Below are 26,075 nucleotides of genomic sequence, written 5' to 3' on the forward strand. Positions count from 1 at the left end.
TATTTCAGTCGAAAAGCGCGGCTTACTTCGTCGCCGCTTCGGCCTGCAGCGCCTTCAGGTCCCAGCAGCTGTCGGGCTTGAGGTCGGCCTTGGTCGTAGCCTTCTCCAGCGTGTAGATGTAGGTGTGCGACGTGCCGGCCGGCTGGCCGCTCTGCAGCAGGAACTTGATGATAGCGTTCATGTCGCCGGACTGGCGGGCAAGGTCTGTCATGACAACGGCGCCATAGGTGCCGTCCTGCAGCTTGTCGCAATCGGCCGCCTTCTCGCCGCCGCCGGTGGTGACCAAAAAGACCTTGCCGTCGAGCTTGGCGTCGCGGATGGCGGCGGATGCGCCGGTGGCGTCACCATCCCAGAAGTCGATGATCGAGCAGATGTCGGGGTTCTGCTGCAGCATTGTCGTCGTCACGTTGCGCGACGTCGTCGGATCCCAGTTGGAGTCGGGCTTGGCCACGACTTTGAAGTCGGGGTGCTTCTCCAGCACCTTCATGATGCCGGCATACTGGTAGAGACTGGACGAGTTGGCCTGATCACCCTGCACAAGGCCGATCTTCTTCGACGAGTTCTCGCCGCAGCCCTTGATCGCCGCTTCGGCTTCGAGCTGGCCAAGCCGGTCCCAGTCGCTGCCGACAAAGGCGTCGGCCGGGAAGTTGGCGGGGTTGTCGACCAGTATGACGTAGGTTCCGGCGGCCTGTGCCTTCTTCATCAGCTTGGAATAGGAGTTGAGGTCCGGCGCATGGATGATCAACACGTCCGGCCTTGTGTCGGACGAGATCGCGTCGGTGATCGCCTGTGCACCGGCATCGACGACCCAGTTCGGATCGCGTGTTTCGAAGGTGCCGCCCCAGGCCTCGACTTCCGTCTTCAGATAGTGCGACCAGCCCTGCGCAAGGTCGAAGCCCATCGCCAGCGGCACCAGCATGACGCGCTTGCCCTTGAGCGCCTGCGCGTATGCGGCCGGGCCCGGATCGTCGGCGGCGAAGGTCGGCGCGACGAAGGCGGTAGCGGCAAGCGCCGTGGCGGCCGCCATCAGTGTTCTGATCAGTTTCATGTCACATCCTCTGTTTTTCACTTATTGCCGGCCGGTCGGCATGACCCGGTCGGGTACCCCTTAGATGTCGCCCTGCTGCGCGGTCTGTTCGTCACGCGGATTGATGATGCCGTCGACGATGATGGCTCCGAGCAGGATCGCCGCCTTGATCAGGTTTTGATAGAGCAGCGGAATGTCGATGATGGTCATCGCGTTCGACAGGATGCCGATAAGTGCAGCGCCCACCAGCACATTGCGCACCCCGCCCCGCCCGCCGGAAAGGCCGATACCGCCGATCACCGCCACCAGCACGATGTCATAGAGCAGCGTCGAGTTGACGACGCGGGTGTTGATCGAGTGCAGGCTCGACGCCGTCAGCAGGCCGGCGATCAGCGCGACGAAGGCCGAAACCACATAACGCAGCACCAGCATTGGCCGCACCGGAATGCCGATGTTGCGCGCGGCGACCGGATTGTCGCCGGCGAAATAGATGTAGCGGCCCCATTTGGTGTAGCGCAGGAACAGGAAGAACAGGAAGGCGAGCCCGGCGAAGACGAACACTTCGATCGGAATGTCGAGGAAACGCAGGCCGCCGAGCAACTCCACCCAATGGCCCTGAGGCACCGGCACCGCATCCTGTGTGATCAGTTGCGAGCGGACATAGCCGAAGACGAAGGAGCCGGTCGCCAGCGTCACGAAGATCGCCGGCACGTCGGCATAGGCGACGAGAAAACCGTTGAGCAGGCCGATGGCGAGCACGCCTGCCAGCACATAGGCGAAGGCGAGCCCATCAGGCGTTCCGGCGTTGAGCAATTGCAGATACCAGGCGACCGACATCGCCATGATCGCCACCGCCGACAGGTCGATGCCCCTGCCGATTATGACGACCGCCATGCCGAGCGCCAAAATGCCTAGCACCGACACCGAGCGGATGATGGCAACGAGATTGTTGGCAGCGATGAAACCAGGCAGCCCAATGGCAGCGGCGACGAACAGCACCACGGCGATGGCAAAGACAATGCCTTCCTGATTCAGGCTCCTGACATTTGGCCAGCCAATCGTGTTCATGTCTGCATTCGCCCCGATGGCAGCTCTGCCACCCCTTCCGAAGAAAGCTAATCGGCTCGGCGCCGCTTCGTCAAATGAATCCGCGCTCGGAACGCCCGTTGGCAGTGATAATCTTCCAGTGGACGCACCGATTGCTAGAACTGGCGCAATCCTAGGAAAAGGCTGCGCTTTTGGCATTCCGTTGCGCCATTGCGCGTATGCGCGAAGGTGCCGTTCTGAGGCGAAAGCACAAGGCGGAATTAGTTGCCGCCTGAGCGGCGAAAATCGCGAATTCAGGTCCTGGTCATGTGGCCTGAAACTTCGGCGCCTGCGCCGGGCGGCAGCACGAGGAACCGCAACGCCGCCACCAGCCCGATGGCGCCGATGACCAGGAAGGCGATGCGAAAATCGACGAGGTCGAGCGCCGGCCGGCCCCTGACGATCTGCGACAGGTTGAGGATGGCAGCCGCCACCGCTACGCCGAACAGCATCGACATCTGCTGCAGCATGGACGACAAAGTTGCCGCCGAGCTGCGCTGCGCCGCATCGATATCGGCGAAGGCCAGTGTATTCAGCGCTGTGAACTGCATCGAGCGCGTCAGGCCGGCGATCAGCATCAGCGCTACCACCAGCGCCTGCGGCGTCTCCGGCGAGATCGCCGCGCACGCCATGATCGAGGCCGAGGCGATCAGGCCGTTGACGACCATGACCGTGCGAAAACCAAAGCGTCGCAGCATCGGCGTCGTCACCGTCTTCATGCCGAGATTGCCGAGGAAGTAGGCCAGGATCATCAAGCCGGCATCGACCGGCGAAAGGCCAAAGCCGACCTGAAACAGCAGCGGCAAAAGGAACGGCGTGGCGTTGATCGCCACGCGAAAAATGGTGCCGGCGGCAAGCGTCGAGATGGCGAAGGTCTGCACCCTGAACGCGCTGAGATCGAGCAGCGGATGCGGCGCGCGCCGGAGATGCCGCACCGCCAGCCAGCCGATGACGATGCCGGCGGCAACCAGCAGCACGGCGGGCAAGGCGCCGTCTTCCGGATGTGCGATGCGCTCAAGGCCGTAGAGCAGCAGCGCGAGCCCCAGCGACGTGAGGAAAAACCCCGGCCAATCCAGCGGCTTGGGATCGGCCGCGCGGTCGCCCGGAATGAAGCGCGCGACCAGCGCCAGCCCGACGAGCCCAAGCGGGATGTTGATGAAGAAATTCCAGTGCCAGGAGAGATAGGTTGTGATGAAGCCGCCAAGCACCGGCCCGACCACGGGCGCAAACAACGCCGGCCAGGTGATCAGCGCCGTGGCGTTGAGCAGCTCCGATTTCGACGCATTGCGCAGCACCAGAATGCGCCCGACCGGCGTCATCAGCGCGCTGCCAAGGCCTTGCACGACACGGGCCGCGACGAACTGGGTAAGGCTCTGCGAGAAGCCGCAGGCCAGCGAGGCCAGCGTGAACAGTACGATCGCCAGCAGGAAGATGTTGCGCGCGCCGAAGCGGTCGGCAAGCCAGCCCGACAGCGGCACGAACACTGCCATGGTCAGCATATAGGCGGTGATGCCGATGCTCATCGCCACCGCCGGCACGCCGAAGGATTGTCCCATCTGCGGCAGCGAGGTCGAGATGATCGTCGAATCCAGCAGCTGCATGAAAAACGCGATGGCGACGATCAGCGCCACGCGCCGCGCATTGCTGGCGGTTACGGCGGAGGCCTCGGTGTCGGGAACGGCAGTCATGGCGAACCGCGTTGAACAGCATATGGCTGGCCCCGTCCAGAGCTTATCCAACAAACTTCCGTGTCGGCTCGCAGCCTGTTATGGATGGGCGGGCGGCCAAGGACATCGCATGAAGCCTATCTATATCGACTACCTCAATGGCCTCGATATCGAAGCCCTGGAGATGACCGACGGCGAAATCATTGCCGCTGTCGAAGCCGGGCTTATCGCGCAAGGCAATGGCCAGACGGTGATCGAGCCGCGCGTCCATCTTGAACCCGCCCCTTCCTTCCATGGCCATTTCAACGTTCTGCGCGGCTACGTTGCGCCGCTCGATACGGCGGGCGTGAAAATCGTCGGCGACTATGTCGACAATTATCTGCACGGGCTCCCTTCAGAATTTGGCATTCTAAACCTGTTCGATCCGCGCACCGGCACGCCGCGCGCCATTCTCGACGCCACCGTCATCACCGACATGCGCACCGGCGCCGTCACCGCTATCGGCGCCAAACATCTGGCGCGCAAGAACTCCAAGGTGCTGGCCCATATCGGCGCGCGCGGCACCGCCTACTGGAATGTGCGCCTGCTCGACCATCTCTTCGACTTCGACGAGATCCGCGTCCATTCGCGCCGCCCGGAAAGCCGCGACGGCTTCGCTGCCAAACTCTCGGCCGGTCTCGGCAAGAAAGTTACCGCGGTTGCCGACTGGGAAAGCTGCATCAAGGGCGCCGACATCGTCGTCGAAGCCTCACGGCTGCCGGAGCCGCAGCCGCTGCTCAAGACCGAATGGATCAAGCCTGGTGCACTGGTCGTGCCCTACGGCACGATGAGCGCGGTGGAGCTGTCGCTGACCGACATCATGCAGAAAATGGTCGTCGACGATTGGGGCCAGTGCAAGGGCGGCAAGTTCGGCTCGCTGCGCGCCCATGTCGAAACCGGAAGGCTGAGCGAAAAGACGCTGCATGCCGAACTCGGCCAGATCGCCGCCGGCCTCAAAGCTGGACGCGAAAGCGACGACGAGACGATCCTGTTCTGGCATCGCGGCCTGTCGCTGTCCGACATTGCGCTGGGCAAGGCGATGCTGGCCAAGGCAGGAGATAGAGGTATCGGCCAGAGGCTGCGCTTCGCATGAGCGCGCTCGTCCTCACCGGCGCCGGCGTCAGCGTCGAGGACGTTGCGCAGGTCGCCCGCGGCGGCCGCAAGGTCGAGGTTGAACCGACAGTCATCGAGAGGCTCGACAAAGCGCGAAAAGTGCTCGACCAGGTCGCCGCGTCCGGCCAGCAGATTTACGGCCTCAACACCGGGCTGGGCGCCAATCTCGGCACGTCGGTCGAGGGCGATGCCAGCGCCTTCCAGCGCCAGTTGCTGGAAGGGCGAAGCGGCGCTGTCGGCGAGCCGCTGCCGCAAGAAGCGGTGCGGGCGACCATGTTTGCCCGTGCCGCGATGTTCTCTGTTGGCGGTTCCGGCATTTCGCCGGCGGCTTTCACCGCCCTTGTCGATGCGCTCAATGCCGGCGTGCATCCGGTAATGCCGCAGCTGGGCTCGATCGGCGCCGGCGATCTCGTGCTGATGACGGCGCTCGCCCGTCTGCTGACCGGCGATGGCGAAGCTGACTATCAGGGTCGGCGCATGCCGGCGGCCAAGGCGTTGATGATGGCGCGGTTGGCTCCGATCAGCCTGGCGCCGAAAGACGGCCTGTCGCTGATCAACGCCTCGGCGGTATCAGCCGGCACTGGCACGTTGGTACTGGCCGACGCGCTGTCGGCCTTTGCGCAACAGCAGCAGGCCGGCGCGCTGACCATGGAAGGGTTTGGCGCCAACCGCACCATTCTCGATCCGCGCCTGCATCTGGCGCGGCCGGCCGCCTGCCAGCAACTCGCGGCCAAGGGCCTGCGCGACCTGCTTGCCCGCGACGAGGAGCCGGCGCCGACCGCCCTGCAGGACCCGCTGTCGATCCGCTGCATGCCGTCGATCCATGGTGCATTGATCCAGGCGATCGACCAGGCCAGGCTGGCGCTGGAGATCGAGCTCAACGCCGCCGCCGACAATCCGCTGGTGCTGGGTGAGGACGGGCTGGTGCTGTCGACCGGCAATTTCCACACCGCATCGCTGGCGCTGGCCTTCGAGACGCTCGGCCTGGCGATCGCGCAATGTGCCGCGGCAAGCGTTGCACGCTTGATCCAGCTGACCGGCTCCGGCCGCAACGGCCTGCCCAGATATTTGTCGCCGGTTGGCGGCGCCTCGGCCGGTTTCGTGCCGCTGCAAAAGACGGCAACGGCAATCCTGGCCGGCATCCGCCACAAGGCCAATCCGGTGATGCTGGATTTCCTGGCCGTGTCCGAAGGCGTAGAGGACCACGCCACGCAGACGCCGCTTGCCGTGTCGAAATGCGCCGGGATGATCGCGCTGTGGCGACGGCTGATCGCCTTCGAACTGATGGCCGCCGCGCAAGCCGTGGACCTGCGCGACGGTCTCAAGCTGGCGCCCGGCACCGCAGCGATCCATGCTGCGGTGCGCGCGCATGTGGCGATGCTGAGGGAGGACCGGCCGCTGGGAACGGATGCCGAGGTGCTCCATGCCATGCTCGCCGACGGAACATGGCAAGGTGCTGCGATGATCGGCAAGGAGGCCGAGTAGTCAGCCCTTTGCGTCCACCCGTTTCATGAACAGGCTGAGCTCGGCCGGATCCATGCGCACGACATGCCTGTCTTCCGGATAGGCGCCGCTATCGACGTCGGCAACGTACTCGGAAAACGCCGCGACGCGTTCCGCCTGCAGGCGATCGTACTCGGCGGCGAAGTTGCGGTAGACCTTGGAATGGCGCGGCATGTGGCCCCGGTTCTGGCCAAGAATATCGTCGGCGAACAGATATTGCGCGTCGCAGCCGGTGCCCGCACCCATCGACAGCATGATCAGCGAGGTCCGTTCCGAGATCGCCTTCGCCACCTCGATCGGCACCACTTCGATCTCGGCGCCGAGAGCTCCAACGGCCTCATACTGCTTGACCGCCTCAAAAATCTGCATGGCGGTGTCGGCGGTCTTGCCGACGGCCTTGAAGCCGCCGGTCCAGGTGGCGCGGGACGGAATGAGGCCGACATGGCCGATGACGGGGATCGCGTCGTCGGCGAGCCGCTTCACGGTGGCGAAACCGGCGCTGCAATAAACGGCGTCGGCTCCGGCCTTGTAGAGCCGGAACGCCCAGCGCAGGAAATCGTCCGCCGTGCCTATTTCATAGAAGTTCTCGCCCGGCATGGTGAACAGGCTAGGCGCCGCATCGCGATACTCAGGGTTGAGCACCAGCTCGGGCGGCACCGAGACGATATCGACCCCTGCCCGCTCGGCAGCCTCGGCCTCGTCCATGGTCAGGACGCGCAGCATGGTCAGCTGGCGCTTGCCCTTCATGGCGCGCAGATCGGCGACGGTCGGTCTCTTTCGGCTCATCGGGATGTCCCTGTTGGCTGGTTGCTTTTCCCGGTCACCTTACCGGCCCCGTAACAGGCCGGATAGAAGGCGGGTGGTTTATTCGCTACTCGGCCGCCGCCGACATATCGAGCTCGTGAAATTCACCGCGATAGGGCCGCGCCGTCGGCGGCAATTCGCGCTTGAGGAAATAATCCTCGTACCGCAGCTGCTTCAGCAGCACCGGCCAGACCTCGCGATAGGCATGCCACATGGACGGGTTCGCCGCCGGCAGGTCGTGCTTGATCAGCTCGTGCAGCCTCGGCAGCGCATGGTAGGGCACCATCGGAAACATGTGATGCTCGACGTGGTAATTCATGTTCCAGTAGATGAAGCGGCTGACCGGGTTCATGTAGACGGTGCGCGTGTTCAGCCGGTGGTCGACGACATTGTCGGCCAACCCGATATGCTGGAGCAGGCCGGTCAGAACCATGTGCCAGCTGCCATAAAGACGCGGCAGGCCGATCAGCACCAGCGGCAGCCATGAACCCAGCGCGATCGCGAGGGCGATCGTCGCAACGTACACGGCGACATGCCAGCGCGCCGCCGTGATGGCCTTGCCCTGTTCGGTCTCAGGAATGTAGCTCTTTTCATCGTCCGACAGCTTGCCCAACGCCTGGCGCGCCAGGATCGGCAGCGAATAACGGAAATCGAGAATGCCGGTGAAGGCAAGCGCCGCCTTGACCAGATTTGGCGGCCGCATTACCGCGATCTCGGCGTCACGGCCGACGATGATCGTGTCGGTGTGATGCCGCGCATGGCTCCAGCGCCATTGCACCGGATTGCGCACCACCATGAAGCTGGCGATTTCGTAGATCGCATCGTTCATCCAGCGTGTGCGGAAAGCGGTGCCATGGCCGCATTCGTGCCAGCGCGAGTCGCTCGACGATCCATACAGCACGCCATAGACGAGCAGGAACGGCACCACCCACCACGTGCCCCAGAACCAGATGATGCCGGCGGCCGAGCCCAGGATGGCTGCGATCCAGATGATGGTATCGCGGATCGCCGGCCCGTCGGAGCGCTGCATCAGTTCCTTCATTGCCTTGCGCGGCACGTCGGTGTGATACCACTCGGCCGAGGCCAGCCCGGTCTCGATCGCCCGGCGGGTGCTTTCGCCGACCAGGCCGTAATCGCGCTTTGTCTTGGCCGTCGGCATCACCGTCTCGCCCTGCCCTTAGAGACCGTTGGCGCGGAATTTCCCGTCGAGGAATGTCTTTGCGCGCGGCACGTCGTCCTCGGTCAGATGCTCGATGATGACCGGGATGTTCGGGTGCTTTTCGCTGAGCCGCTTCAGATAGAGGTCGTAGTTGAGCGAGCCGAGACCGGGCGCCGGCAATTCGATCTCGCCGACGCCGCGGAAGGTCAGCCCCTCATGCGCATCCGCATCGCCGATATCGGCATGCTTTTCCGTCTTGTCGCTGCCGGAGCGTTTCACATCCTTGGCATGCGCGATCCGGATCTTGTCGGCCAGCGTGTCGAACACCTGGTTCAGCACCTGGTCCATGCGGTCGATATTGTGCGCCTCGAAATAATTGGTCGGATCCATCAGCAGGCCGAGGCCCGGATGGTCGACCTGCGCGAACATTTTGACCGTCTCCTCGACCGAACCGACGACATTGTTGACATAAGTTTCGAGCAGGAACACCGCGCCATGGTCGTAAGCCGTCTGGGCAAGATCCGAGATCACCTTGCGGCATTCCTCGAAGCCTTCCTCGGTCTTGTTTTTGGGATGATGCACCCAGTCGGATTCGGTGTTGTAGGTGCCGGTCTCCGAGATCACGTAGGGCGAGCCGAAGTCGCGCGCATTGCGGATGATTTCCTTGAGATAGCCGACGCGCTTCTCGCGCTCGGATTTGTCGGGATGGATGATGTNGCGCGCATTGCGGATGATTTCCTTGAGATAGCCGACGCGCTTCTCGCGCTCGGATTTGTCGGGATGGATGATGTTGGTGTAGCCCGAGATGCAGCAGACCGGCAGATTGTGGTCGCGAAACGTGTCGCGCACTGTCCTCGCCTTGTCCCCGGTGATCTGCCCGGCCGTGAGATCGACATCCCTGAAATGCATGTCGAGCTGCACTGTGTTGAAGCCGAGTGCGCGGATGCGGCGGGCGGCCTCCGCGAGCTCGTAGGGGAAATAGCCGGTGAATATACCTGCCTGCATCATGATGTGACTCCTCCCGGTAAGCGATTCAGCCGCCACACTATTCGGCGGGCATGTTCAGTCGATCGATATCTCGGACAGTTTGACGGTGCGGCCTTGCGCCATCGAGCGATAGCCCGCCTCGACCAGCGCCATCGTCTTGACGTTGTCGGCCACCGATAATGCCGGCGGCGTGCCGGTCTTCAAGGCGTGCTGCAGTTGCTCCATGACGCCGATGAAGGCATGCGGGAACCACATCGTGTCCCAGCTCGGGCTGACCCACTTGCCATCCGTCGTCTCGGTCGAGGCATAGGTCAGCGTCGAGGCCACGCCTTTCGGCCAGCCGATCGTGCCTTTGGCGACACCGTTGGTGCCGTCGACGCGCCAGTTGATGTGCTGGTCGTCCAGATAGCCCTCCTGACGTGGGCCGGACCAGACATCCTCCAGCGACACGGCGAGCACGCCGGAGGGAAAGCGCAGTGTCGAGACGGTGATGCCGTCGCAATGCTCGAATGTCGTGCGCGGGTCCTTGCGTGTCAGCGTGGTGATTTCCGAGGGATCGCCGAACAGGAAGCGCAGCACGTCGAGATGATGCACGCTCATATTGGCGAGCGTCAGCCGGTCGTAGTCCTGAAGGAAGGTCTGCCAGTGCGGGATCGCATGCATGTCGATCTGCGCGAAGACGATGTCGCCCAGCGCGCCGCTGTCGATGATCTGCTTCAGGACGCGCATCGACTGGTCGTAGCGCATGTNGAAGACGATGTCGCCCAGCGCGCCGCTGTCGATGATCTGCTTCAGGACGCGCATCGACTGGTCGTAGCGCATGTTCTGGTTGACCGAGAGGATCTTGCCGGACTTTGCGGCTTCGTCGCGCAGTTTCACGGCTTCATCGACCGACAGCGCCAGCGGCTTCTGCGCCAGGATCGCCTTGATGTGAGGCTGCTTCAGCGCATGGCGGATCAATGCCGGCTGCTGGTCGGGTGGAAAGGCAAGGTCGACGATCTCGATCTCGGAATCCTCGATCAGTTGTTCCGGCGTGTCGTGGACGGTCGGAATGCTCCAGCGTGCAGCTACCTTCTCGGCGCTGGCCTTGGTGCGCGAAGCGATGGCAACGACTGGGAAACCGGCCTGCCCATAGGCGGCAAGATGGCATTCGGCCATGATCATGCCGGCGCCGATGCAGCCGATCCGGTATTCGCTGGCGCGAACCCTTACATCCGGCTCGAAACCCTGGCCTGCCATCCATTCCTCCCTTGGACGACAGGATATAACGCCATGGCCGGCCCATCAGCCAAGGTCCGCTCCATCAATTCCCATCAGAACCCTGCCGGGGTGACGGTGCGAACTAGTTTGCGGCAATCAGCACGGTGCTTTCCGGCGACCAGCTGAGCACCACATCCTGGCCCTCGGCCAGCCGGTCATTGCCGGTATTCTGGACGATGACCTTCAGCGTCTGGCCGGCGCGCTCGACGAAATAGGTGCTGTTGTTGCCGGCGAAGATGCGCTTGGAGATCTGGCCCTTCAGAGCGTTGGCATTGGCCGCATCCGCAACCCCGGCATCGGTCGCGATGCGAATGCGTTCGGGACGCACGGCGCAGCTGGCCTTCGTACCGGCGGCAAGCCGATCACCCACCCCGGCGGCGATCGCCATGCCGTCAGGCAGGCGGATGCCGTCGCCGGTCGCATCGCCACGAAAAATGTTTGCGTCGCCAAGGAAGGTGGCGGCGAATTCGCTCTTCGGCCGGTCGTAGATTTCCTCCGGCGGCCCTTCCTGCACGAGCCTGCCGTCCCGCAATATGCCGATGCTGTCGCTCATCGTCAGCGCCTCTTCCTGGTCGTGGGTGACGAAGATGGTGGTGATGCCGATCTCGCGCTGGATGCGCTTCAGCTCGATCTGCATGTCGACGCGCAGCGCCTTGTCGAGCGCGCCGAGCGGCTCGTCGAGCAACAGCACGCGCGGCTTGGTGACGATGGCGCGCGCCAGCGCCACACGCTGGCGTTGGCCGCCGGAGAGCTGGTGCGGCCGGCGCTCGCCGAGCTTGCCGAGCTGAACCAGATCGAGCGCGCGCTGCACTTCGGTGGCGATCGTCGCTTTCGTTTCGCCGCGCACCGACAGGCCGAAGGCGACATTATCGGCGACGCTCATATTGGGAAACAGCGCATAGTTCTGGAACACCATGCCGATGCGTCGCTTTTCGACCGGCACGCGTTCCACACTCTCACCGCCAATGGTGATGCGGCCAGTATCGGGAAAGTCGAAGCCGGCGATTTGGCGCAGCAGCGTGGTCTTGCCGCTGCCCGAGGGGCCAAGCAGCCCATAGAAACCGCCATCGGCGAAATCGATGGAGACGTCGTCCAGCGCCTTGTGCGCGCCAAAACTGCGGGAGACGTTCGATACCTGCACGCCGGCCATTATTTCTCTCCGCCGAATTTGAAGAAGCGCGCCGTGAGCAGCATCAGCGCCATCGACACGACGATGATGATGGTCGAGACCGCGTTGATCTCGGGCGTGAACCCCTTGCGGATCGCGGCGTAGATTTCGACCGGCAGCGTCGTCTGGCCCGGCGTCGCCAGGAAGTAGGAGACGACGAACTGGTCGAACGACACGGCAAATGCGAACAAGCCGCCGGCAATGACGCCGGGCATGATCCACGGCAGCGTCACACGCCTCGTCACTTGCCACTGGTTGGCGCCGAGCGAGCGCGCCGCCTCTTCCAGCTCCGGTGCAAAAGTCTGCAGCCGGGCCGAGACGACGACGATGACATAGGGCAGCGCCAGCGCCACATGGCCGAGCAGGATGGCGAACAGGCCGCGGCCAATGCCGACGCCGAAGAAGAAGATCAGCATCGCCGTGCCGGTGATCAGCCACGGAATGGCGATTGGCGGAAACAGCAGCGCCTGCAGCACTTTCTTGCCGCGGAAATCATAGCGGAACAGCGCTAGCGAAGCGGCCGAGCCAAGCACCACTGAGATGAGCGTGGTAATGACCGCGATCTCGAGGCTGTTCCAGGTGGCCGCGATCAGCTGGTCGTTCTGCCAGAGCGAGGCATACCATTCCGTCGTCCATTCGAACGGCAATTGGTAGAAGGGCGAGACGTTGAACGACATCAGCGCCATGATGATGATCGGCAGATAGAGGAAGGCGAGCAGCAGGAAGATGTAAAACCGGCCCAGCCCTTGGAGGATGCGGGTGGTCTTCATCACGCGGCCCTCTTCAGCACCGGCGAGGCAACTGCGAGGATGACCAGCACGACGGCGAGCAGGATGAACGACAATGCCGCACCAAGCGGCCAGTTGAACACGGCGACGAACTGGTCTTCGATCACCGTGCCGTAGAAGGTGCCGGTGCGACCGCCGAGAATGCGCGGCTCCATGAACGAGCCGACGACCGGCACGAAGATCAGTGCCGCACCTGCCACCAGGCCGGGCATAGACAGCGGGATGATCACCCGCTTCAGCACCTGCAGCCGCGAGGCGCCGAGCGAGCGCCCGGCCTCGATCAGCGAGTCGTCGATTGCCTGCAGCGTGAGATAGCAGGTCAGCACCATATAGGGCACGTAGGAGTGCACCAGGCCGATGATGATTGCGGGATAGGAATACATCAGGTCGATGTTGATCTTGAACGGCAGCACGGCGTTGAGCGCCGTGTCGAGGATGCCGCCCTCGCGCAGCACCATCGCCCAGGAGAAGATGCGCACCAGCCCGTTCGACCAGAACGGCAGGATGACCAGCAGGAAGATCGCCTCGCGGCTGCGCCCCTTCAGCACCTTGGCCAGCACATAGGCGGCGGGGTAGCCGATGACGACGCACCACAAAGTCACTTCGAGGCCGAGCCGCAGCGAAGCGAGCAGCAGCGTCAGGTACAGGCTCTGCGAGAAGAATGCGGCGTAATTGCCAAGGGTGAACGCCCACGGCTTTCCCGACAGCGGCAGGTCGGTCATGAAGGAGAAGAATACCATGGCCGAGAGCGGCAGGAAGATCGCCACCGTCAGCCAGAGATAGGCCGGCGCCAGCAGCGGCAGGGCCGATCTCAGCCCGCTGCGCGACGCGACCGCACCCTGTACTGCCATGATACCCTCCTCCCCAGGATTGAAGGGCCAGCCGGCGCCAACCGCCGGCTGGTCCGGACGTGAGCGTTACTTCACGTCGACTTTGAGCTGCTGCCACAGCGCCAGATAGGCCTCGCGCTGCGCGTCGGTGATCGGCGCCTGGAACTGGATGCGCTTGGCCACCTCGGGATCGCCCATCACCTTGCGGTTGAAGGAGTCTTCAGGCAGCGCTTCCACCGCCTTGGTGTTGGCCGACACCGGAGCGCCGACCTTGGTGACCCATTCGACATAGAATTTCGGATCGATCATCCAGTTGATGAAGGCCTGCGCACCTTCGACATTCTTCGAGCCCACCGGGATCGAGAACGCGTCGAGCCAGGCGACGGCGCCTTCCTGCGGAACGACCAGCGAGACCGGCAGCTTGAAGTGGGTCTTGGCGCGATCGGCCGAGCCGCTCCAATAGGTGCCGATGTCGATCTGGTTGGAGGCGACCATCTGGTTCCAGTCGTTCTCCGAACTCCAGAACGTCTTGATCTGCGGCATCAGCGAGGTCAGCTTCGCCTTGACCGCTTCCATATCCTTGATGTCGTTGATATTCTGACCGGTGGCGATGGCGCCGAACTGCACCGCTTCGACAGCGTCGTCGCGAATGACGACCCGGCCCTTATGCGCTGGGTCCCACATTTCGGCGATCGAGGTCGGTGGCTTGTCGAAGGACTTTTCGTTGATTGCCAGCGCCGTCAGGCCCCACACCCACGGCACGCCATAGACCTTGCCGTCATGGTCGAGCATCGGCGATTGCGCCTTGTCCTTGCTGATGTCGGCATAGTTCGGCAGCTTCGAGACATCGATCGGCTGGATCAGCTTTTCCGCCATCGCCTGATCGTTGAAGGCGGCGTTGATCATGACCACGTCATAGAGGCCCGGATTGGTGCGGATCTTGGTCAGCATTTCCTGTTCGGAATTGAAGAAGTCGTTCACGACCTTGTTGCCGGTCGCCTTTTCGAAGGCTTCGATCGCCCACGGCTCGTCGGCGCCGTAGCCCTTCCAATTGAGCACATGCACTTCGGCGGCACTGGCGGCCAGCGTGAGCGCGGAGGTGATGACGGCGGTCGCCGTCAGCAGGGCAGTCAGTCTTGGCATGCGCATGTTCGTTCCTCTCTTGTTTGCCCGCTTGGCGGGTCAGGCTGTCTGATGGGCCTTCTGGTTCTGGCCCGGCTCGCCCGTGGCGGCCTGGCTCAGGAAAGTCTGGATCTCGCTGTCGGTCGGCGCCGATGAGCCGCCATGGCGGGTGACGGAAAGTGCTGCCGCCGCATTGGCATAGCGCGCCGCCTCGAAGGGATGCACGCCGCGCGAGAGTGCACTGACGAAACCGCCGATATGGGTGTCGCCGGCGCCATTGGTGTCGATGGCATCGACCTTGAAGCCGGCAATGGTCTGCGTCTCGCCATTGACCAACCTCACGAAACAGCCCTTGGCGCCGGCGCGGATAACGACGCCTTCGGCCTTTGGGCAGTGGTCGGCGAGCAGCCGGGCGGCGAGTGCCTCGACATCGCCTTGCCCAGCGATCTCGACCGCTTCCGTCATGTTGCAGCTCAGCCATGTCGTACGGGCAAGCACCCGCGACAGGATGGGACGTGGGATATCCGCGATGACCGGCGTTGGATCGAAAACGAAGGGAATGTTTTCTGGCAGCGCCTCGATCCAGTCGGTCAGCGCGTTGTGGCTTCCGAGATAGCTCAGCGTGTAGCCTGACGTGAACACGCAATCATCAGACGCGACCACCACGGGCCTCATCATCTCGAGGCTGAGAATGCTCTCCGCACCGGGCCACGACACGAAGGTGCGCTCGGCATCGCCGGAGATCATGGCGACGCAATTGCCGCTGTCCATGACCGGCGATGGCGACGTCAGCGTTATGATGCCTTCGGCCGCAAACGCGGCGCGCAAAAAATCGCCATTCGGTCCGCTGCCGAGCTGGCCGCCGAACACCACCGTCATGCCGGTGCGGCTGGCCGCGACCATCATGTTGAAGCCGCCGCCGGCGACCTGCGCAAAGCTCGACGCGGTCTTCTCGCAGCCCGGCGCCGGCAAGGCGTCGATGCGGTAGACATAGTCGACGACGGCGCTGCCGATATGGACCAGACGCCCACTCATGCCGCGGCATCCTTGCTGGCCTTTGCCGTGCGCGCCGCGAGGAGGTCTTCGGCAAGCGAGCGCACCTCCGCCATATCTATGCCGACGAGCCTGGCGATGTGTTGTTGCGGCAGTTGCGAAAAGCCGACGCAGGCGCCGGCCATGCTTGAGGCAATCGCGCCGATCGTGTCGGTGTCGCCGCCGAGATTGGCGCTGATGATGGCCGCTTGCCAGGGATCGCCCTGCGCGACTTCAAGCACGGCGAAAGCTGCCGGCACGGACTCCTGGCTGGCCACACCGGTGCCGACGAGATCGGTGATGAGCCCGATCGCATCCCGCGTGGTCTTGCCGCGCACGAGCTCCTGCGCCCAGGCGATACGCGCGGCGATATCGCCACCAGTCACCCAATGTCCGAGCCTGGCGCCTCGCCGCGCGGCTGCTACCGCGCTGTCGGAAGCGGCACGCCAGTCGCCGCCGGCGACGCCACGGCTGACGGCGGCGGCGACGGCGGCAGCCGTGGCAATGGCGATCGAGGTGTTGTGCGTCGCGCGGCAGGTCTCCGCCACCTTGGCGATAAAAGCGTCGAGCGGTTCCAGCGGCATCATGATGCCGACCGGCGCGATGCGCATGGCCGCGCCATTGGTGTCGCCCCGGCTTCCCGCCTCTTCCGCCGGCACGCCGTCATTGATGGCGTCGATGGCGCGCTTGGTCGATGGTCCCAGCAGGTCATAGCTGCCGCGCGCCTTGACCTCGCGCTCCCAGTCGAGCAGTGCGTTCACCCAGCGCGCATGATCGAAGCGGTCGCCGGACTCGACGAGAATGCGACCAAGCAGCAGGGCCTGTTCGGTATCGTCGGTGATGGTGCCGGCAACGAGCCCCTTCGACACCGGATGATCGGCAAACGGCGCCACGAAATCCTCGACATGGCCGTATAGCTCGGCGATCCGCGCCGGCGACAGAAGCTGCGTCGGCATGCCCAGCGCATCACCGAGCGCCCCACCGACAAGCGCGCCCATGGCGCGATCGAGCGTGTCGTTGGTTCTGTCCGGCATCGCTCAAAACCTCATATGCAGCGCGAAATGCGCCGGGTTGAGCAAGATCGGAAGAGCACACGTCTGANGTCTTCGGCATTCAGCATCTCGATGCCGACCCATTCCTCGCCATGGTCTGGGATGAGGCCGGCGCCGCGCAGCGTCTGGTGCAGCGAGCCTTCGCGCAGACCGCGCAGCGGCACGTCCTCCAGTTCGGGCGACAGCGGCAGGCGGCTGCGTTCGATGGAGATCGCATGGCCGTCGCTTGCATTGGTGCGCACCCGGTCGACGGCGATGAAGAACGGGCTTTCGATGCCAAGCAGCGTGGCAAGATCGGCATCCTCGATCACTTCAAGCCGCAGCGTCCGCGTCTCGGCATTGGCGCCGGCATTGGCCAGCGCCCGCGACCAGCCAATGCTGTCATCGACCGGCTTGCCGTCGAAAGTGACGAAGGAGCCGATGCCGACCTTGGTCGTGATCAGCCCACGGCTGGACAACTCCTCGAGGCCCTTGCGGACCGTGTTGCGGCTGACGGAAAAGCGCTGGACGAGTTCGTTCTCGCTTTGCAGGCGGTCGCCGAAGCCAAGCACGCCGGAGCGGATCTCATGTTCGAGAACGGTGGCGATCTGCTCGGGCTTGCCCGTGCCGGGAGAAAGTTGAACCGCGCGCCGCTTCATATGGGTACCTGTTCAATAAACCTGTATAGTCCTGTTCGATATTGGAGTTGAAGGGCGACGTCAACCATATATTTGGATTCACGCATATGCGTTGTGCTCAGGAGGTGCCCCGGGCATCGTTTGTTCGCATGGCGACGCTAACCGCGCAGGGCGTCCCGTCTCCGAGACAGAGCGGGGGCAGCGCTTCCCTCAGGCGATTAGCCTTGCGCTCACACGAAGAAAAATTCCTCAATCCGTTGCTTGGCCGTCCGCAGCGCTGGCAGGATATCCCGCTCCATCGCCTCGACGGAGAACCGCGCCGACTGCGTCGAGACGTTGATCGCCGCCACGGTCTTGCCGGCGCGGTCATAGATCGGCACCGCTATCGAGCGCAGGCCAAGTTCCAGCTCTTCATCGACGACGGCAAAGCCATCCACCCTCGCCGCGTCGATGGCCTTGGCCAGCGCGGCGCGGCTGGTGATCGTCTTCGGCGTGCGCCGTTCGATCCTCGCCTCTGCAAGCAAGGCCTTCAGCTCATCCGCGCCCAGCCCCGCAAGCAGGACGCGCCCCATCGAGGTGCAATGCGCCGGCAGCCTGGTGCCGACATCGAGCGAAACGCTGAGGATGCGGCGGCCAGGAATGCGCGCGACATAGACGACTTCCTCGCCCGACAGCACCGCCGCGTTACAGGCCTCGTCGAATTGGCCCGCGACGTCGCGCATGATGGATGCCGCGAATGTCCACAGCGAGGCGCCGCCGAGCCAAGAGCGCACGATGGCGAGCAGGCGCGGCGACAGCGAAAACTGCCGGCCGGATTGCGTGGCATAGCCGGTGGCGGTCAGCGTCAGCAGGAAGCGACGCGCGCCGGCGCGGGTCAGCCCCGCCTCCTCCGCCATTTCGGTCAGCGTCATCCCGGCCGGATGCCGGGCCAGTATCTCCATGACTGCAAGGCCGCGCTCCAGCGAGCCGACATGGTCGCGCGTCTTTGCCTTGTCCTCCATGCGGCCTCCGCAAGACAATGCGCCGCCTTGACTCGTCTCGGCGGCGCGATGTAAAAATATCTCATACAAAACAAATGTTCGCAATACGAACTTTTTGAACTTCGGAGTTCTTGGCGATGGTCAATTTCCTGCCGCTCAAACAGGCCGTGGCTGAGAACCTGCATGATGGCGATACGGTCGCCTTCGAAGGCTTCACGCATCTGATCCCGACGGCGGCGGCGCATGAGGCCATCCGCCAGGGCTTTCGCGACCTGACGCTCATCCGCATGACCCCCGACCTGATCTACGACCAGATGATCGGCATGGGCATGGCCAAGAAGATCATCTTCTCCTATGTCGGCAATCCCGGCGTCGGCCTGCTGCGCCGCGCCCGCGACGCCATCGAGAACGGCTTCCCCCGGTCGATCGAGATCGAGGAGCACAGCCATGCCGGCATGGCCAACGCCTACGAGGCGGGAGCTGCCGGCCTGCCTTGCGCGGTGTTCCGCGGCTATCGCGGCGCCGGGCTGGCGGCAGTCAATCCCAACATCCGCTCGGTCACCTGCCCGTTCACCGGCGAGGTGCTTGCCGCCGTTCCTTCCATCCGCCCGGACGTGACCTTCATCCACGCTCAGAAGGCCGACAAAAAAGGCAATGTTCTGGTCGAAGGCATTATCGGCATCCAGAAGGAAGCGGTGCTCGCGGCCAAGCGCGCCGTGGTGACGGTAGAGGAAGTCGTCGACAATTTCGACGACCTGCATCCCAACCTCACCGTGCTGCCGCGCTGGACCATCGCTGCGATCTCGGTGGTATCAGGCGGTTCGCATCCCTCCTACGCGCACGGCTACTATGCCAGGGACAACGCCGCCTATCTCGAATGGGACGACATCGCCGCCGACCGTGAAAAATTCCAGACCTGGATGCAGGCCAATGTCCTCGATCGCACGGCGGACGATTTCGCCGGCCGCGTAAAGCATCTGAGGAGCGCGGGATGAGCGGCTTTACTCCCAATGAGATGATGACGATTGCCGCCAGCCGAGCCCTGAAAAACGACGATGTCTGCTTCGTCGGCATTGGCGCGCCGTCAGCCGCCTGCAACGTCGCGCGACTGACGCATGCGCCCGACATCACGCTGATCTATGAAAGCGGCACCATCGGCACCGCGCCCGATGTTTTGCCGCTGTCGATCGGTGACGGCGAACTTTGCGACACCGCCGTCACGACCGTCTCGGTGCCGGAGATGTTTCGTTACTGGCTGCAGGGCGGCCGCATTTCGATCGGTTTCCTCGGTGCCGCCCAGCTCGACAAGTTCGGCAACATCAACACCACCATCATCGGCGACTATGCGCATCCCAAGACCCGCCTGCCCGGCGGCGGCGGCGCGCCGGAGATCGCCACCTCGTCGAAGGAGATCTACATCACCATGGCGCAGTCCAAGCGCGGCATGGTCGAGAAGATCGACTTCTTCACCTCCTTCGGCCATGGCGATGGCGGCGACCATCGCCAGCGCCTCGGCATCGAGACATCAGGGCCGACGCTGCTGATCACCGACCTTGCCATCTGGAAGCCAGATCCGGTGAGCAAGGAATTCACCGTGGTGTCGTTGCATCCCGGCGCAACGCGGCAGCAGGTGCAGGACAGCTGTGGCTGGATCGTAAAGTTCGCCGAGGCGCTTGACGAAACGCCGGCGCCGACGGAACTCGAGCTGACGACATTGCGCGACCTGCAGGCCCGCACCAAGGCGGCGCATGAGGGAAGCGGAAAAGAAAAGGCCGCATGACATGACCGAGGCATTCATCTGCGATTACACCCGCACCCCGATCGGCCGTTTCGGCGGCTCGCTGTCGTCGGTGCGGGCCGACGATCTCGGCGCCATCCCGCTGAAGGCGCTGGTCGAGCGCAATGCCGGCATCGACTGGCAGGCTGTCGACGACGTCGTCTATGGCTGCGCCAATCAGGCCGGCGAGGACAACCGCAATGTCGCGCGCATGTCGCTCCTGCTCGCCGGATTGCCGAAGGAAATTTCATGCTCGACCGTCAATCGCCTCTGCGGGTCCGGCATGGACGCGCTCACCATTGCCGCCCGCGCCGTCAAGGCGGGCGAAGCCGAGTTGATGATCGCCGGCGGCGTCGAATCGATGAGCCGCGCGCCCTTCGTCATGCCCAAGGCCGAGACCGCCTTTTCACGCCATGCCGAGATCCATGACACCACCATCGGCTGGCGTTTCATCAACCCGCTGATGAAGAAACAATATGGCGTCGATTCCATGCCGGAGACCGGCGAGAACGTCGCCGAGGATTTTTCAGTGTCGCGCGCCGACCAGGACGCCTTTGCCGTGCGCAGCCAGGACAAGGCCGTCGCGGCACAGGCCAATGGCCGGCTGGCGAAGGAGATTACCCCGGTGACGATCCCGCAGAAAAAGGGCGACGCGATTATCGTATCGAAGGATGAGCATCCGCGCGCCGGCACCACGGTCGAGTCGCTGGCCAAATTGCCGACGCCGTTCCGGCAAGGTGGCACGGTCACCGCCGGCAACGCATCCGGCGTCAACGATGGCGCGGCGGCGCTGATCATCGCCTCCGAAGCGGCTGTGAAAAAATACGGCCTGACGCCGATCGCCCGCGTTCTCGGCGGCGCTGCTGCCGGCGTGGCGCCGCGCATCATGGGCATCGGCCCTGCCCCGGCGACACAAAAGCTCTGCGCCCGCGTCGGCCTGACGCCGCAGCAATTCGATGTCATCGAGCTCAACGAAGCCTTCGCCTCCCAAGGCATCGCCGTGCTCCGCCAACTCGGCATCGCCGAGGATGCGGAGCACGTCAACCCCAATGGCGGCGCCATCGCGCTTGGTCATCCCTTGGGCATGTCGGGCGCGCGTATCACTGGCACCGCGGCGCTGGAACTGCGCGAGCGCAGCGCCCGCTATGCGCTGGCCACCATGTGCATCGGCGTCGGCCAGGGCATCGCAGTGGCGCTCGAACGGGTTTGAGATCGCACTGCCCTTAATAGGGCAAACCGACATAGTTCTCCGCCAGCGCGGTCGACGCCGCCTGCGAATGCACGAGATAGTCGAGCTCGGCTTCCTGGATGCGCTGGCCGAACTCGCCCGTATCGGGAAAGCGGTGCAGCATCGTCGTCATCCACCAGGAGAAGCGCACCGCCTTCCACACTCTGGCCAGCGCCTTGGCTGAATAAGCGTCGAGCCCGCTTGGTGATTTGTCCAGATAGAATTCGCGAAGCCCGGCAAAGAGATAGCGCACATCGCTGGCGGCAAGGTTGAGCCCCTTGGCGCCCGTCGGCGGCACGATATGGGCGGCGTCGCCGACCAGGAACAGCCGGCCGAAGCGCATCGGCTCGGCGACGAAGGAGCGCAGCGGCGCAATCGATTTTTCGAAGGACGGGCCGGTAACGACCGCGGCTGCGGTCTGTTCCGGCAGGCGACTGCGCAATTCGTCCCAGAAGCGACCGTCGCTCCAGGCGTCGACCTGTTCGTCAGCCGGGACCTGCACATAGTAGCGGCTGCGATGCGTCGACCGCATCGAGCACAGCGCAAAGCCCCGCTCATGGTTGGCGTAGACCAGTTCGTGATCGGCCGGCGGCACTTCGGCCAGCACGCCGAGCCAGCCGAAGGGATAGGTCCGCTCGAAGGTTTTCAGCGCCCGCCCAGGCGCCGACTTGCGGCTGACGCCGTGATAGCCGTCGCAGCCGGCGATGAAGTCGCAGTCGATGCGATGGCTGACGCCATCCTTGTCGTAGGTGACGTAGGGCGCTTCGCCATCGAAACCATGCAGCGCGACGTTGGCCGCCTCATAGACGGTGGTCAGCCCGGCCGCCTCGCGCTTGTCCATCAGATCGTGCGTCACTTCGGTCTGACCATAGACGGTGACATGCTTGCCGCCGGTCAGTGCCGTGAGGTCGAGCCGGTGCAGGCCGCCGCCGAACGCAAGCGAGATGCCGGCATGCAGCAGGCCCTCGGCATGCAGCCTTACAGCTGCGCCCGCCTCTTCGAGCAACTCGACGGTGCCTTGTTCGAGCACCCCTGCCCGCACCCGGCCAAGCACATGCTGCCGGCTCGAACGTTCGAGGATCACCGTCTCGACGCCAATGGTGCCGAGAAGCTGGCCAAGCAGCAGCCCGGACGGTCCGGAGCCGACAATGACAATCCGGGTGCGCATCAGTGTCCCAGGCTTTCGATCTGTCCGGCGAGTTCGGCGGCGAGCCGTAGCGCAGCCGCGGTCGCAACCGCCATCTGCGGCAAGAGCAGCCATTCCAGCGTCCAGGCAGCACCGGAGCGCTCCTGCTCATGCACCAGCGCCTGATGCATGCCGGAAAGCTGGGTGGCGTTGAAGCGCGCCAGCGTCACCAGCACTTCCGCCTTCACCGGGTTCTGCTTGTGCGGCATGGCCGACGAGCCGCCGCCGCCGGACAGCTTGATGTCGGTTCCATCTTGCGCCATCAGCGCAATGTCCTGGCCGAACTTGCCGAGGCTGCCGGTGATGAGCGATAGCAGCCCGGCGAATTCGGCCAGCGCATCCCGCTGGCTGTGCCATTGCGGCGCGTCGCCAAGGCCGAGCTTTGCGGCAAGGGCCGCGCGCACGGCAGGTCCTTTGTCGCCCAGCTTCTCCAGCGTGCCGGCGGCGCCGCCAAACTGCACCACGATCAGACGCTTGGATTGCTCCGACAGTCTCTGCTGATGCCGTTGCAGCGGCGTGCGCCACACCGCCACGCGATTCGACGCCTGAATTGGGATCGCCGGCTGCATGCGCGTCATCGCTGTCAATGCTCGGCTGCCAAAACGTTCTTCCAGCCCCACCAGCCGCAGAATGTTTTCAGTCAGCAGCAGGTCGAGATGTTCAATGAGCCGGCGCAGCCGAAGCACCAGGCCAGTGTCGATGACGTCCTGGCTGGTTGCGCCGAAATGCACGCCGGCGTCGTGCGGCGCGCCGACCGCTGCCTTCAACTGGCGCACCAGTTCGGGCACGATCACGCCATCCTTCGCCACACCGGCCCGCAGCCGCGCGGTGTCCGGCTTGTAGGACAACAGGACAGGTACAATCGCCGCGGCGGCATCCGTGCCGATAATCCCGCTTTCGGCTTCCGCTTGCGCCAGCGCGCGCTCGAAATCGAGCATGGCGGCGATTTCCGCATCGACCGAAAAATGCCGAGCCGCCTCCTCGTCGCCGAGCAGGCCGGAAAGCAGCGGATGGTCGAAGGGCGATACGGTCATGTCATTGGTTTCCTGACCGTCAGCTGTCGAAGAAGACCGTTTCCTTCTCCCCTTGGAGATGGACGTCGAAAATATAGTTGTCGCCTTGCCGCTCGGCGATCAGCGTCGGCACTCGCACCTTGTGCTCGATGCGGGCCAGGATCGGATCCTCGGCATTGGCCTTGGCCTCGTCTGAGAAATAGAGCCGCGTATGTAGGCCGATATTGATGCCGCGCGCGACGATCCACAAGCTGATATGCGGCGCCATCAGCCGCCCGTCGCCATACGGCACGCGTCCCGGCTTGATCGTCTGAAAACTGCACAGGCCGGTTTCCATGTCGGTCGGCTGACGGCCCCAGCCCTGAAAATCCGGATCGGCATCGCCGCGCAATTCGGCCGGCGAATTGTAGAAGCCATTGGCATCCGCTTGCCAGATTTCGATCAAGGCATCCCTGAGCGGCGTGCCGGTGCCGTCGAGCACGCGAATGCGCAAACCAACGCGGTCGCCCTTGGCGTTGTCGTTGAGCATCGTGGCGCCCAAGTCTGTCGGGTAGACGCCGCCGATACCACCGAAATTCGGCGTCAGCCCGATATGCACGTAGGGCCCGGCGGTCTGCGACGGGCTCTCCTTCAGCCGGGTCAGCGATTGCGCCATCAATTGCCCTCCGGCCGGTTTTCGAACAGCGCGGCACGGCGTCCGCGCAGCACGATGTCGAACTTGTAGGCGCGCGCGTCGAAGGGGATTGTCGCCTGCATATCGAGCGCGGCGACCAGCGTCTCGATCGCCGCCCTGTCGCGGATGCCGCGCACGATCGGGCATCGCCAGATCAGCGGGTCGCCCTCGAAATACATCTGGGTGATCAGCCGCTGTGCGAAGCCGTGGCCGAACACCGAGAAATGGATGTGCGACGGCCGCCAGTCATTGGGCCCGTTCGGCCAGGGATAGGGACCTGGCTTCACCGTGCGAAAGGCATAACCGCCATCGGCATCGGTGATGGTGCGGCCGCAGCCGCCGAAATTCGGATCGAGCGGCGCGAGATAGCCGTCCTTCTTGTGGCGGTAGCGGCCGCCTGAATTGGCCTGCCAGAATTCGAGCAGCGCGCCGGAGATGCCCTGGCCGCGCTCGTCGAGCACGCGGCCATAGACGATGATACGCTCGCCGATGGCGCTCTCTCCGGGCTTTGCGAAATTGTGGATCAGGTCATTGTCGAGTTCGCCCAGCATGGCGTGGCCGAACACCGGACCGGTAATTTCCGACGCCGTATTGTCAAGGGCCAGCAGCGCCTTTTGCGGCGAGCGCAGCACCGACGTCTTGTAGTCGGGCGTCAGCGCCGGCGGATGCCAGCCGCGGTCGCGCTGGAAGAAGGCTCCGCTCTCGGGCCTGCGGTTCGAGCCGGCATCAGCTGGCATGGCCAGTCCTGCTTCCGTCCATTTCCGAAAACACCTCCTTGGCGATCCTGAAGGCGCGGTTGGCCGCCGGCACGCCGGCATAGATCGCGACATGCAGGAACGCTTCGCAGATATCGTCGCGCGACGCACCGGTGTTGGCGGTGGCGCGCACATGCATGGCGACCTCTTCATCATGGCCAAGGGCCGCCAGCAGTGCCAGCGTCACGATCGAGCGCTCGCGCCTGCTGAAGCCCGGTCGCGCCCACACCGTTCCCCAGGCTGCCTCGGTGATCAGCTCCTGGAACGGCCGGTCGAAATCGGTGACGGCATCCTCGCTGCGATCGACATGCGGGTCGCCGAGCACCGAGCGCCTGACGGTCAGCCCGGTCCGGTATCTGGTTTCGTTTTTGGGCAGTTCATCCATGGGTCTGCTTTCTCAGGGGAAGCGCCGCGACGAAATCGCGGATGAGGGTGGTCAGCGCCTTGGGCTGTTCGACGCAAGGGATGTGCGCGGCGTCACGAATGATTTCGAAATGTGCGCCTGGGATCAGATCGGCCAGCCAGCGGACGAGATCCGGCGGCGTCGAGCCGTCCTGGTCGCCAACGACGCAAAGCGTGGGCACCGCGATCCCCTGCGCGGCCTCGGTGAAATCCGCGTCACGCACCGCCGCACAGGTGCCGACATAGCCGGCGACGGCTTGCCGGGTCATCATGTTCCAATAGCCGTCGAGCTCGGCGACACGGTCCGCGTGGAAGGCAGGCGTAAACCACATTTTGAGCACGGCATCGGCGATGGCCTGGATGCCTTTGCTTTCGACCGTTTCGATGCGGGTGTTCCAGCTGTCGGCAGTGCCGATCTTGTGGGCGGTGTCGCACAGGATGAGGCCGTCGACGATTTCGGGGCGCCGGGCATAAAACCCTTGCGCAATCAGGCCGCCCACCGACAGGCCGCACAGCACAGCATTGTTCAGTTCGAAATGATCGATCAGGCCCGACAGATCATCGACATGCTCGTCGATCGAGCTGACGCCACCAATGTCGGACAGGCCATGGCCGCGCTTGTCGTAGACCAACGCAGGCATTTCGCCACCCAGTTCGGACAACACCTCGTCCCAGATGCGGAAGTCGGTGCCCAGCGAATTGATGAACACGATCGGCCGCGCATTTCCCTTCGCCTTGATATGGCGATGGTGCAGCGTGATGCCGCCAATGTTGACGAATGGCACGATTTCGATCCTCCGTGTTCAC

26 protein-coding genes are annotated in these 26,075 nt (G+C 64.0%); 5 read left to right on the forward strand and 21 right to left on the reverse strand.

Annotated elements, in window-relative coordinates; translation table 11 throughout:
• Positions 1 to 22: 22 nt before the first annotated feature.
• The 3 genes from X756_RS155190 to X756_RS155180 form a co-directional block, all read right to left on the reverse strand.
• Entirely contained in the window at positions 23 to 1,048 is a 1,026-nt protein-coding gene (locus X756_RS155190; protein WP_023729423.1) for a sugar ABC transporter substrate-binding protein, read from the reverse strand.
• A gap of 60 nt (positions 1,049 to 1,108) precedes the next feature.
• Entirely contained in the window at positions 1,109 to 2,095 is a 987-nt protein-coding gene (locus X756_RS155185) for an ABC transporter permease (RefSeq protein ID WP_023682250.1), read from the reverse strand.
• Positions 2,096 to 2,367: 272 nt separating this feature from the next.
• Positions 2,368 to 3,801 carry a DHA2 family efflux MFS transporter permease subunit gene (locus tag X756_RS155180; RefSeq protein ID WP_023729424.1) on the reverse strand — a complete coding sequence of 478 codons (1,434 nt, stop codon included), beginning with the start codon at positions 3,799 to 3,801 and terminating at the stop codon, positions 2,368 to 2,370.
• A 109-nt stretch (positions 3,802 to 3,910) separates the two neighbouring features.
• Between X756_RS155180 and X756_RS155175 the strand changes: the two genes are divergently transcribed.
• Both X756_RS155175 and hutH read left to right on the forward strand, forming a co-directional pair.
• Entirely contained in the window at positions 3,911 to 4,912 is a 1,002-nt protein-coding gene (locus X756_RS155175) for an ornithine cyclodeaminase family protein (RefSeq protein ID WP_023729425.1), read from the forward strand.
• Positions 4,909 to 6,417: a histidine ammonia-lyase gene (gene hutH, locus X756_RS155170; protein ID WP_023729426.1), complete on the forward strand. Its 1,509-nt coding sequence runs from the start codon at positions 4,909 to 4,911 to the stop codon at positions 6,415 to 6,417. The genes X756_RS155175 and hutH overlap by 4 nt, the downstream gene beginning before the upstream one ends.
• On the opposite strand, the gene X756_RS155165 is transcribed toward hutH, so the two are convergent.
• The 12 genes from X756_RS155165 to X756_RS155115 all read right to left on the reverse strand — a co-directional run bounded on the left by X756_RS155165 (position 6,418) and on the right by X756_RS155115 (position 18,255).
• Entirely contained in the window at positions 6,418 to 7,221 is an 804-nt protein-coding gene (locus X756_RS155165) for a 3-methyl-2-oxobutanoate hydroxymethyltransferase (protein ID WP_023682254.1), read from the reverse strand. It lies immediately after the preceding gene.
• A gap of 85 nt (positions 7,222 to 7,306) precedes the next feature.
• Positions 7,307 to 8,398 carry a fatty acid desaturase family protein gene (locus X756_RS155160; RefSeq protein WP_023729427.1) on the reverse strand — a complete coding sequence of 364 codons (1,092 nt, stop codon included), beginning with the start codon at positions 8,396 to 8,398 and terminating at the stop codon, positions 7,307 to 7,309.
• Between the two features lie 18 nt (positions 8,399 to 8,416).
• On the reverse strand, positions 8,417 to 9,406 hold the full coding sequence (locus X756_RS155155; protein WP_023729428.1) for a sugar phosphate isomerase/epimerase: 990 nt from the start codon (positions 9,404 to 9,406) through the stop codon (positions 8,417 to 8,419).
• Between the two features lie 54 nt (positions 9,407 to 9,460).
• Positions 9,461 to 10,624, reverse strand: a complete 1,164-nt coding sequence (locus X756_RS155150; protein WP_023729429.1) for a Gfo/Idh/MocA family oxidoreductase — start codon at positions 10,622 to 10,624, stop codon at positions 9,461 to 9,463.
• A 103-nt stretch (positions 10,625 to 10,727) separates the two neighbouring features.
• Positions 10,728 to 11,795, reverse strand: a complete 1,068-nt coding sequence (locus tag X756_RS155145; protein ID WP_023729430.1) for an ABC transporter ATP-binding protein — start codon at positions 11,793 to 11,795, stop codon at positions 10,728 to 10,730.
• A complete protein-coding gene (locus X756_RS155140) occupies positions 11,795 to 12,583 on the reverse strand; it encodes an ABC transporter permease (RefSeq protein ID WP_023687933.1) in 789 nt (262 codons plus the stop codon). Before X756_RS155140 ends, X756_RS155145 begins: the two co-directional genes overlap by 1 nt.
• Positions 12,583 to 13,452, reverse strand: coding sequence for an ABC transporter permease (locus tag X756_RS155135; RefSeq protein ID WP_023702159.1), 870 nt, complete (start codon positions 13,450 to 13,452; stop codon positions 12,583 to 12,585). The genes X756_RS155140 and X756_RS155135 overlap by 1 nt, the downstream gene beginning before the upstream one ends.
• 66 nt (positions 13,453 to 13,518) lie before the next feature.
• On the reverse strand, positions 13,519 to 14,580 hold the full coding sequence (locus X756_RS155130) for an ABC transporter substrate-binding protein (protein WP_023687931.1): 1,062 nt from the start codon (positions 14,578 to 14,580) through the stop codon (positions 13,519 to 13,521).
• A 33-nt stretch (positions 14,581 to 14,613) separates the two neighbouring features.
• A complete protein-coding gene (locus X756_RS155125) occupies positions 14,614 to 15,588 on the reverse strand; it encodes a PfkB family carbohydrate kinase (protein ID WP_023729431.1) in 975 nt (324 codons plus the stop codon).
• Entirely contained in the window at positions 15,585 to 16,619 is a 1,035-nt protein-coding gene (locus X756_RS155120) for an ADP-ribosylglycohydrolase family protein (protein ID WP_023729432.1), read from the reverse strand. Before X756_RS155120 ends, X756_RS155125 begins: the two co-directional genes overlap by 4 nt.
• A gap of 11 nt (positions 16,620 to 16,630) precedes the next feature.
• Positions 16,631 to 17,275 (reverse strand): GntR family transcriptional regulator, encoded by a 645-nt coding sequence (locus X756_RS19020; protein WP_023729433.1) that lies wholly within the window; start codon positions 17,273 to 17,275, stop codon positions 16,631 to 16,633.
• A gap of 209 nt (positions 17,276 to 17,484) precedes the next feature.
• The gene (locus X756_RS155115; protein ID WP_023729434.1) at positions 17,485 to 18,255 is read right to left on the reverse strand and encodes an IclR family transcriptional regulator C-terminal domain-containing protein; all 771 of its coding nucleotides are present in this window, start codon (positions 18,253 to 18,255) and stop codon (positions 17,485 to 17,487) included.
• 116 nt (positions 18,256 to 18,371) lie between these two features.
• On the opposite strand from X756_RS155115, the gene X756_RS155110 reads away from it, so the two are divergent.
• From X756_RS155110 to pcaF, 3 genes are read left to right on the forward strand one after another with little or no spacing between them, the layout of a single operon-like run.
• Complete coding sequence (locus tag X756_RS155110; RefSeq protein ID WP_023729435.1) at positions 18,372 to 19,229, forward strand: CoA transferase subunit A; 858 nt, start codon at positions 18,372 to 18,374, stop codon at positions 19,227 to 19,229.
• The gene (locus tag X756_RS155105) at positions 19,226 to 20,014 is read left to right on the forward strand and encodes a CoA-transferase subunit beta (RefSeq protein ID WP_023729436.1); all 789 of its coding nucleotides are present in this window, start codon (positions 19,226 to 19,228) and stop codon (positions 20,012 to 20,014) included. Before X756_RS155110 ends, X756_RS155105 begins: the two co-directional genes overlap by 4 nt.
• 1 nt (position 20,015) lies before the next feature.
• Positions 20,016 to 21,221, forward strand: coding sequence for a 3-oxoadipyl-CoA thiolase (gene pcaF, locus X756_RS155100; RefSeq protein WP_023729437.1), 1,206 nt, complete (start codon positions 20,016 to 20,018; stop codon positions 21,219 to 21,221).
• Positions 21,222 to 21,234: 13 nt separating this feature from the next.
• On the opposite strand, the gene pobA is transcribed toward pcaF, so the two are convergent.
• From pobA to pcaD, 6 genes are read right to left on the reverse strand one after another with little or no spacing between them, the layout of a single operon-like run.
• A complete protein-coding gene (pobA, locus tag X756_RS155095; RefSeq protein ID WP_023729438.1) occupies positions 21,235 to 22,407 on the reverse strand; it encodes a 4-hydroxybenzoate 3-monooxygenase in 1,173 nt (390 codons plus the stop codon).
• The gene (locus tag X756_RS155090) at positions 22,407 to 23,459 is read right to left on the reverse strand and encodes a 3-carboxy-cis,cis-muconate cycloisomerase (RefSeq protein WP_023729439.1); all 1,053 of its coding nucleotides are present in this window, start codon (positions 23,457 to 23,459) and stop codon (positions 22,407 to 22,409) included. The genes pobA and X756_RS155090 overlap by 1 nt, the downstream gene beginning before the upstream one ends.
• Before the next feature lie 19 nt (positions 23,460 to 23,478).
• Positions 23,479 to 24,093, reverse strand: a complete 615-nt coding sequence (gene pcaG / locus X756_RS155085; RefSeq protein WP_023696239.1) for a protocatechuate 3,4-dioxygenase subunit alpha — start codon at positions 24,091 to 24,093, stop codon at positions 23,479 to 23,481.
• Positions 24,093 to 24,848, reverse strand: coding sequence for a protocatechuate 3,4-dioxygenase subunit beta (pcaH, locus tag X756_RS155080; RefSeq protein WP_023729440.1), 756 nt, complete (start codon positions 24,846 to 24,848; stop codon positions 24,093 to 24,095). The genes pcaG and pcaH overlap by 1 nt, the downstream gene beginning before the upstream one ends.
• Positions 24,838 to 25,251, reverse strand: coding sequence for a 4-carboxymuconolactone decarboxylase (gene pcaC, locus X756_RS155075; protein ID WP_023729441.1), 414 nt, complete (start codon positions 25,249 to 25,251; stop codon positions 24,838 to 24,840). Before pcaC ends, pcaH begins: the two co-directional genes overlap by 11 nt.
• Positions 25,244 to 26,053, reverse strand: a complete 810-nt coding sequence (pcaD, locus tag X756_RS155070) for a 3-oxoadipate enol-lactonase (protein WP_023729442.1) — start codon at positions 26,051 to 26,053, stop codon at positions 25,244 to 25,246. Before pcaD ends, pcaC begins: the two co-directional genes overlap by 8 nt.
• Positions 26,054 to 26,075 lie beyond the last annotated feature (22 nt).

Source organism: Mesorhizobium sp. LNJC405B00, from assembly GCF_000502615.1.
Lineage (GTDB): Bacteria > Pseudomonadota > Alphaproteobacteria > Rhizobiales > Rhizobiaceae > Mesorhizobium.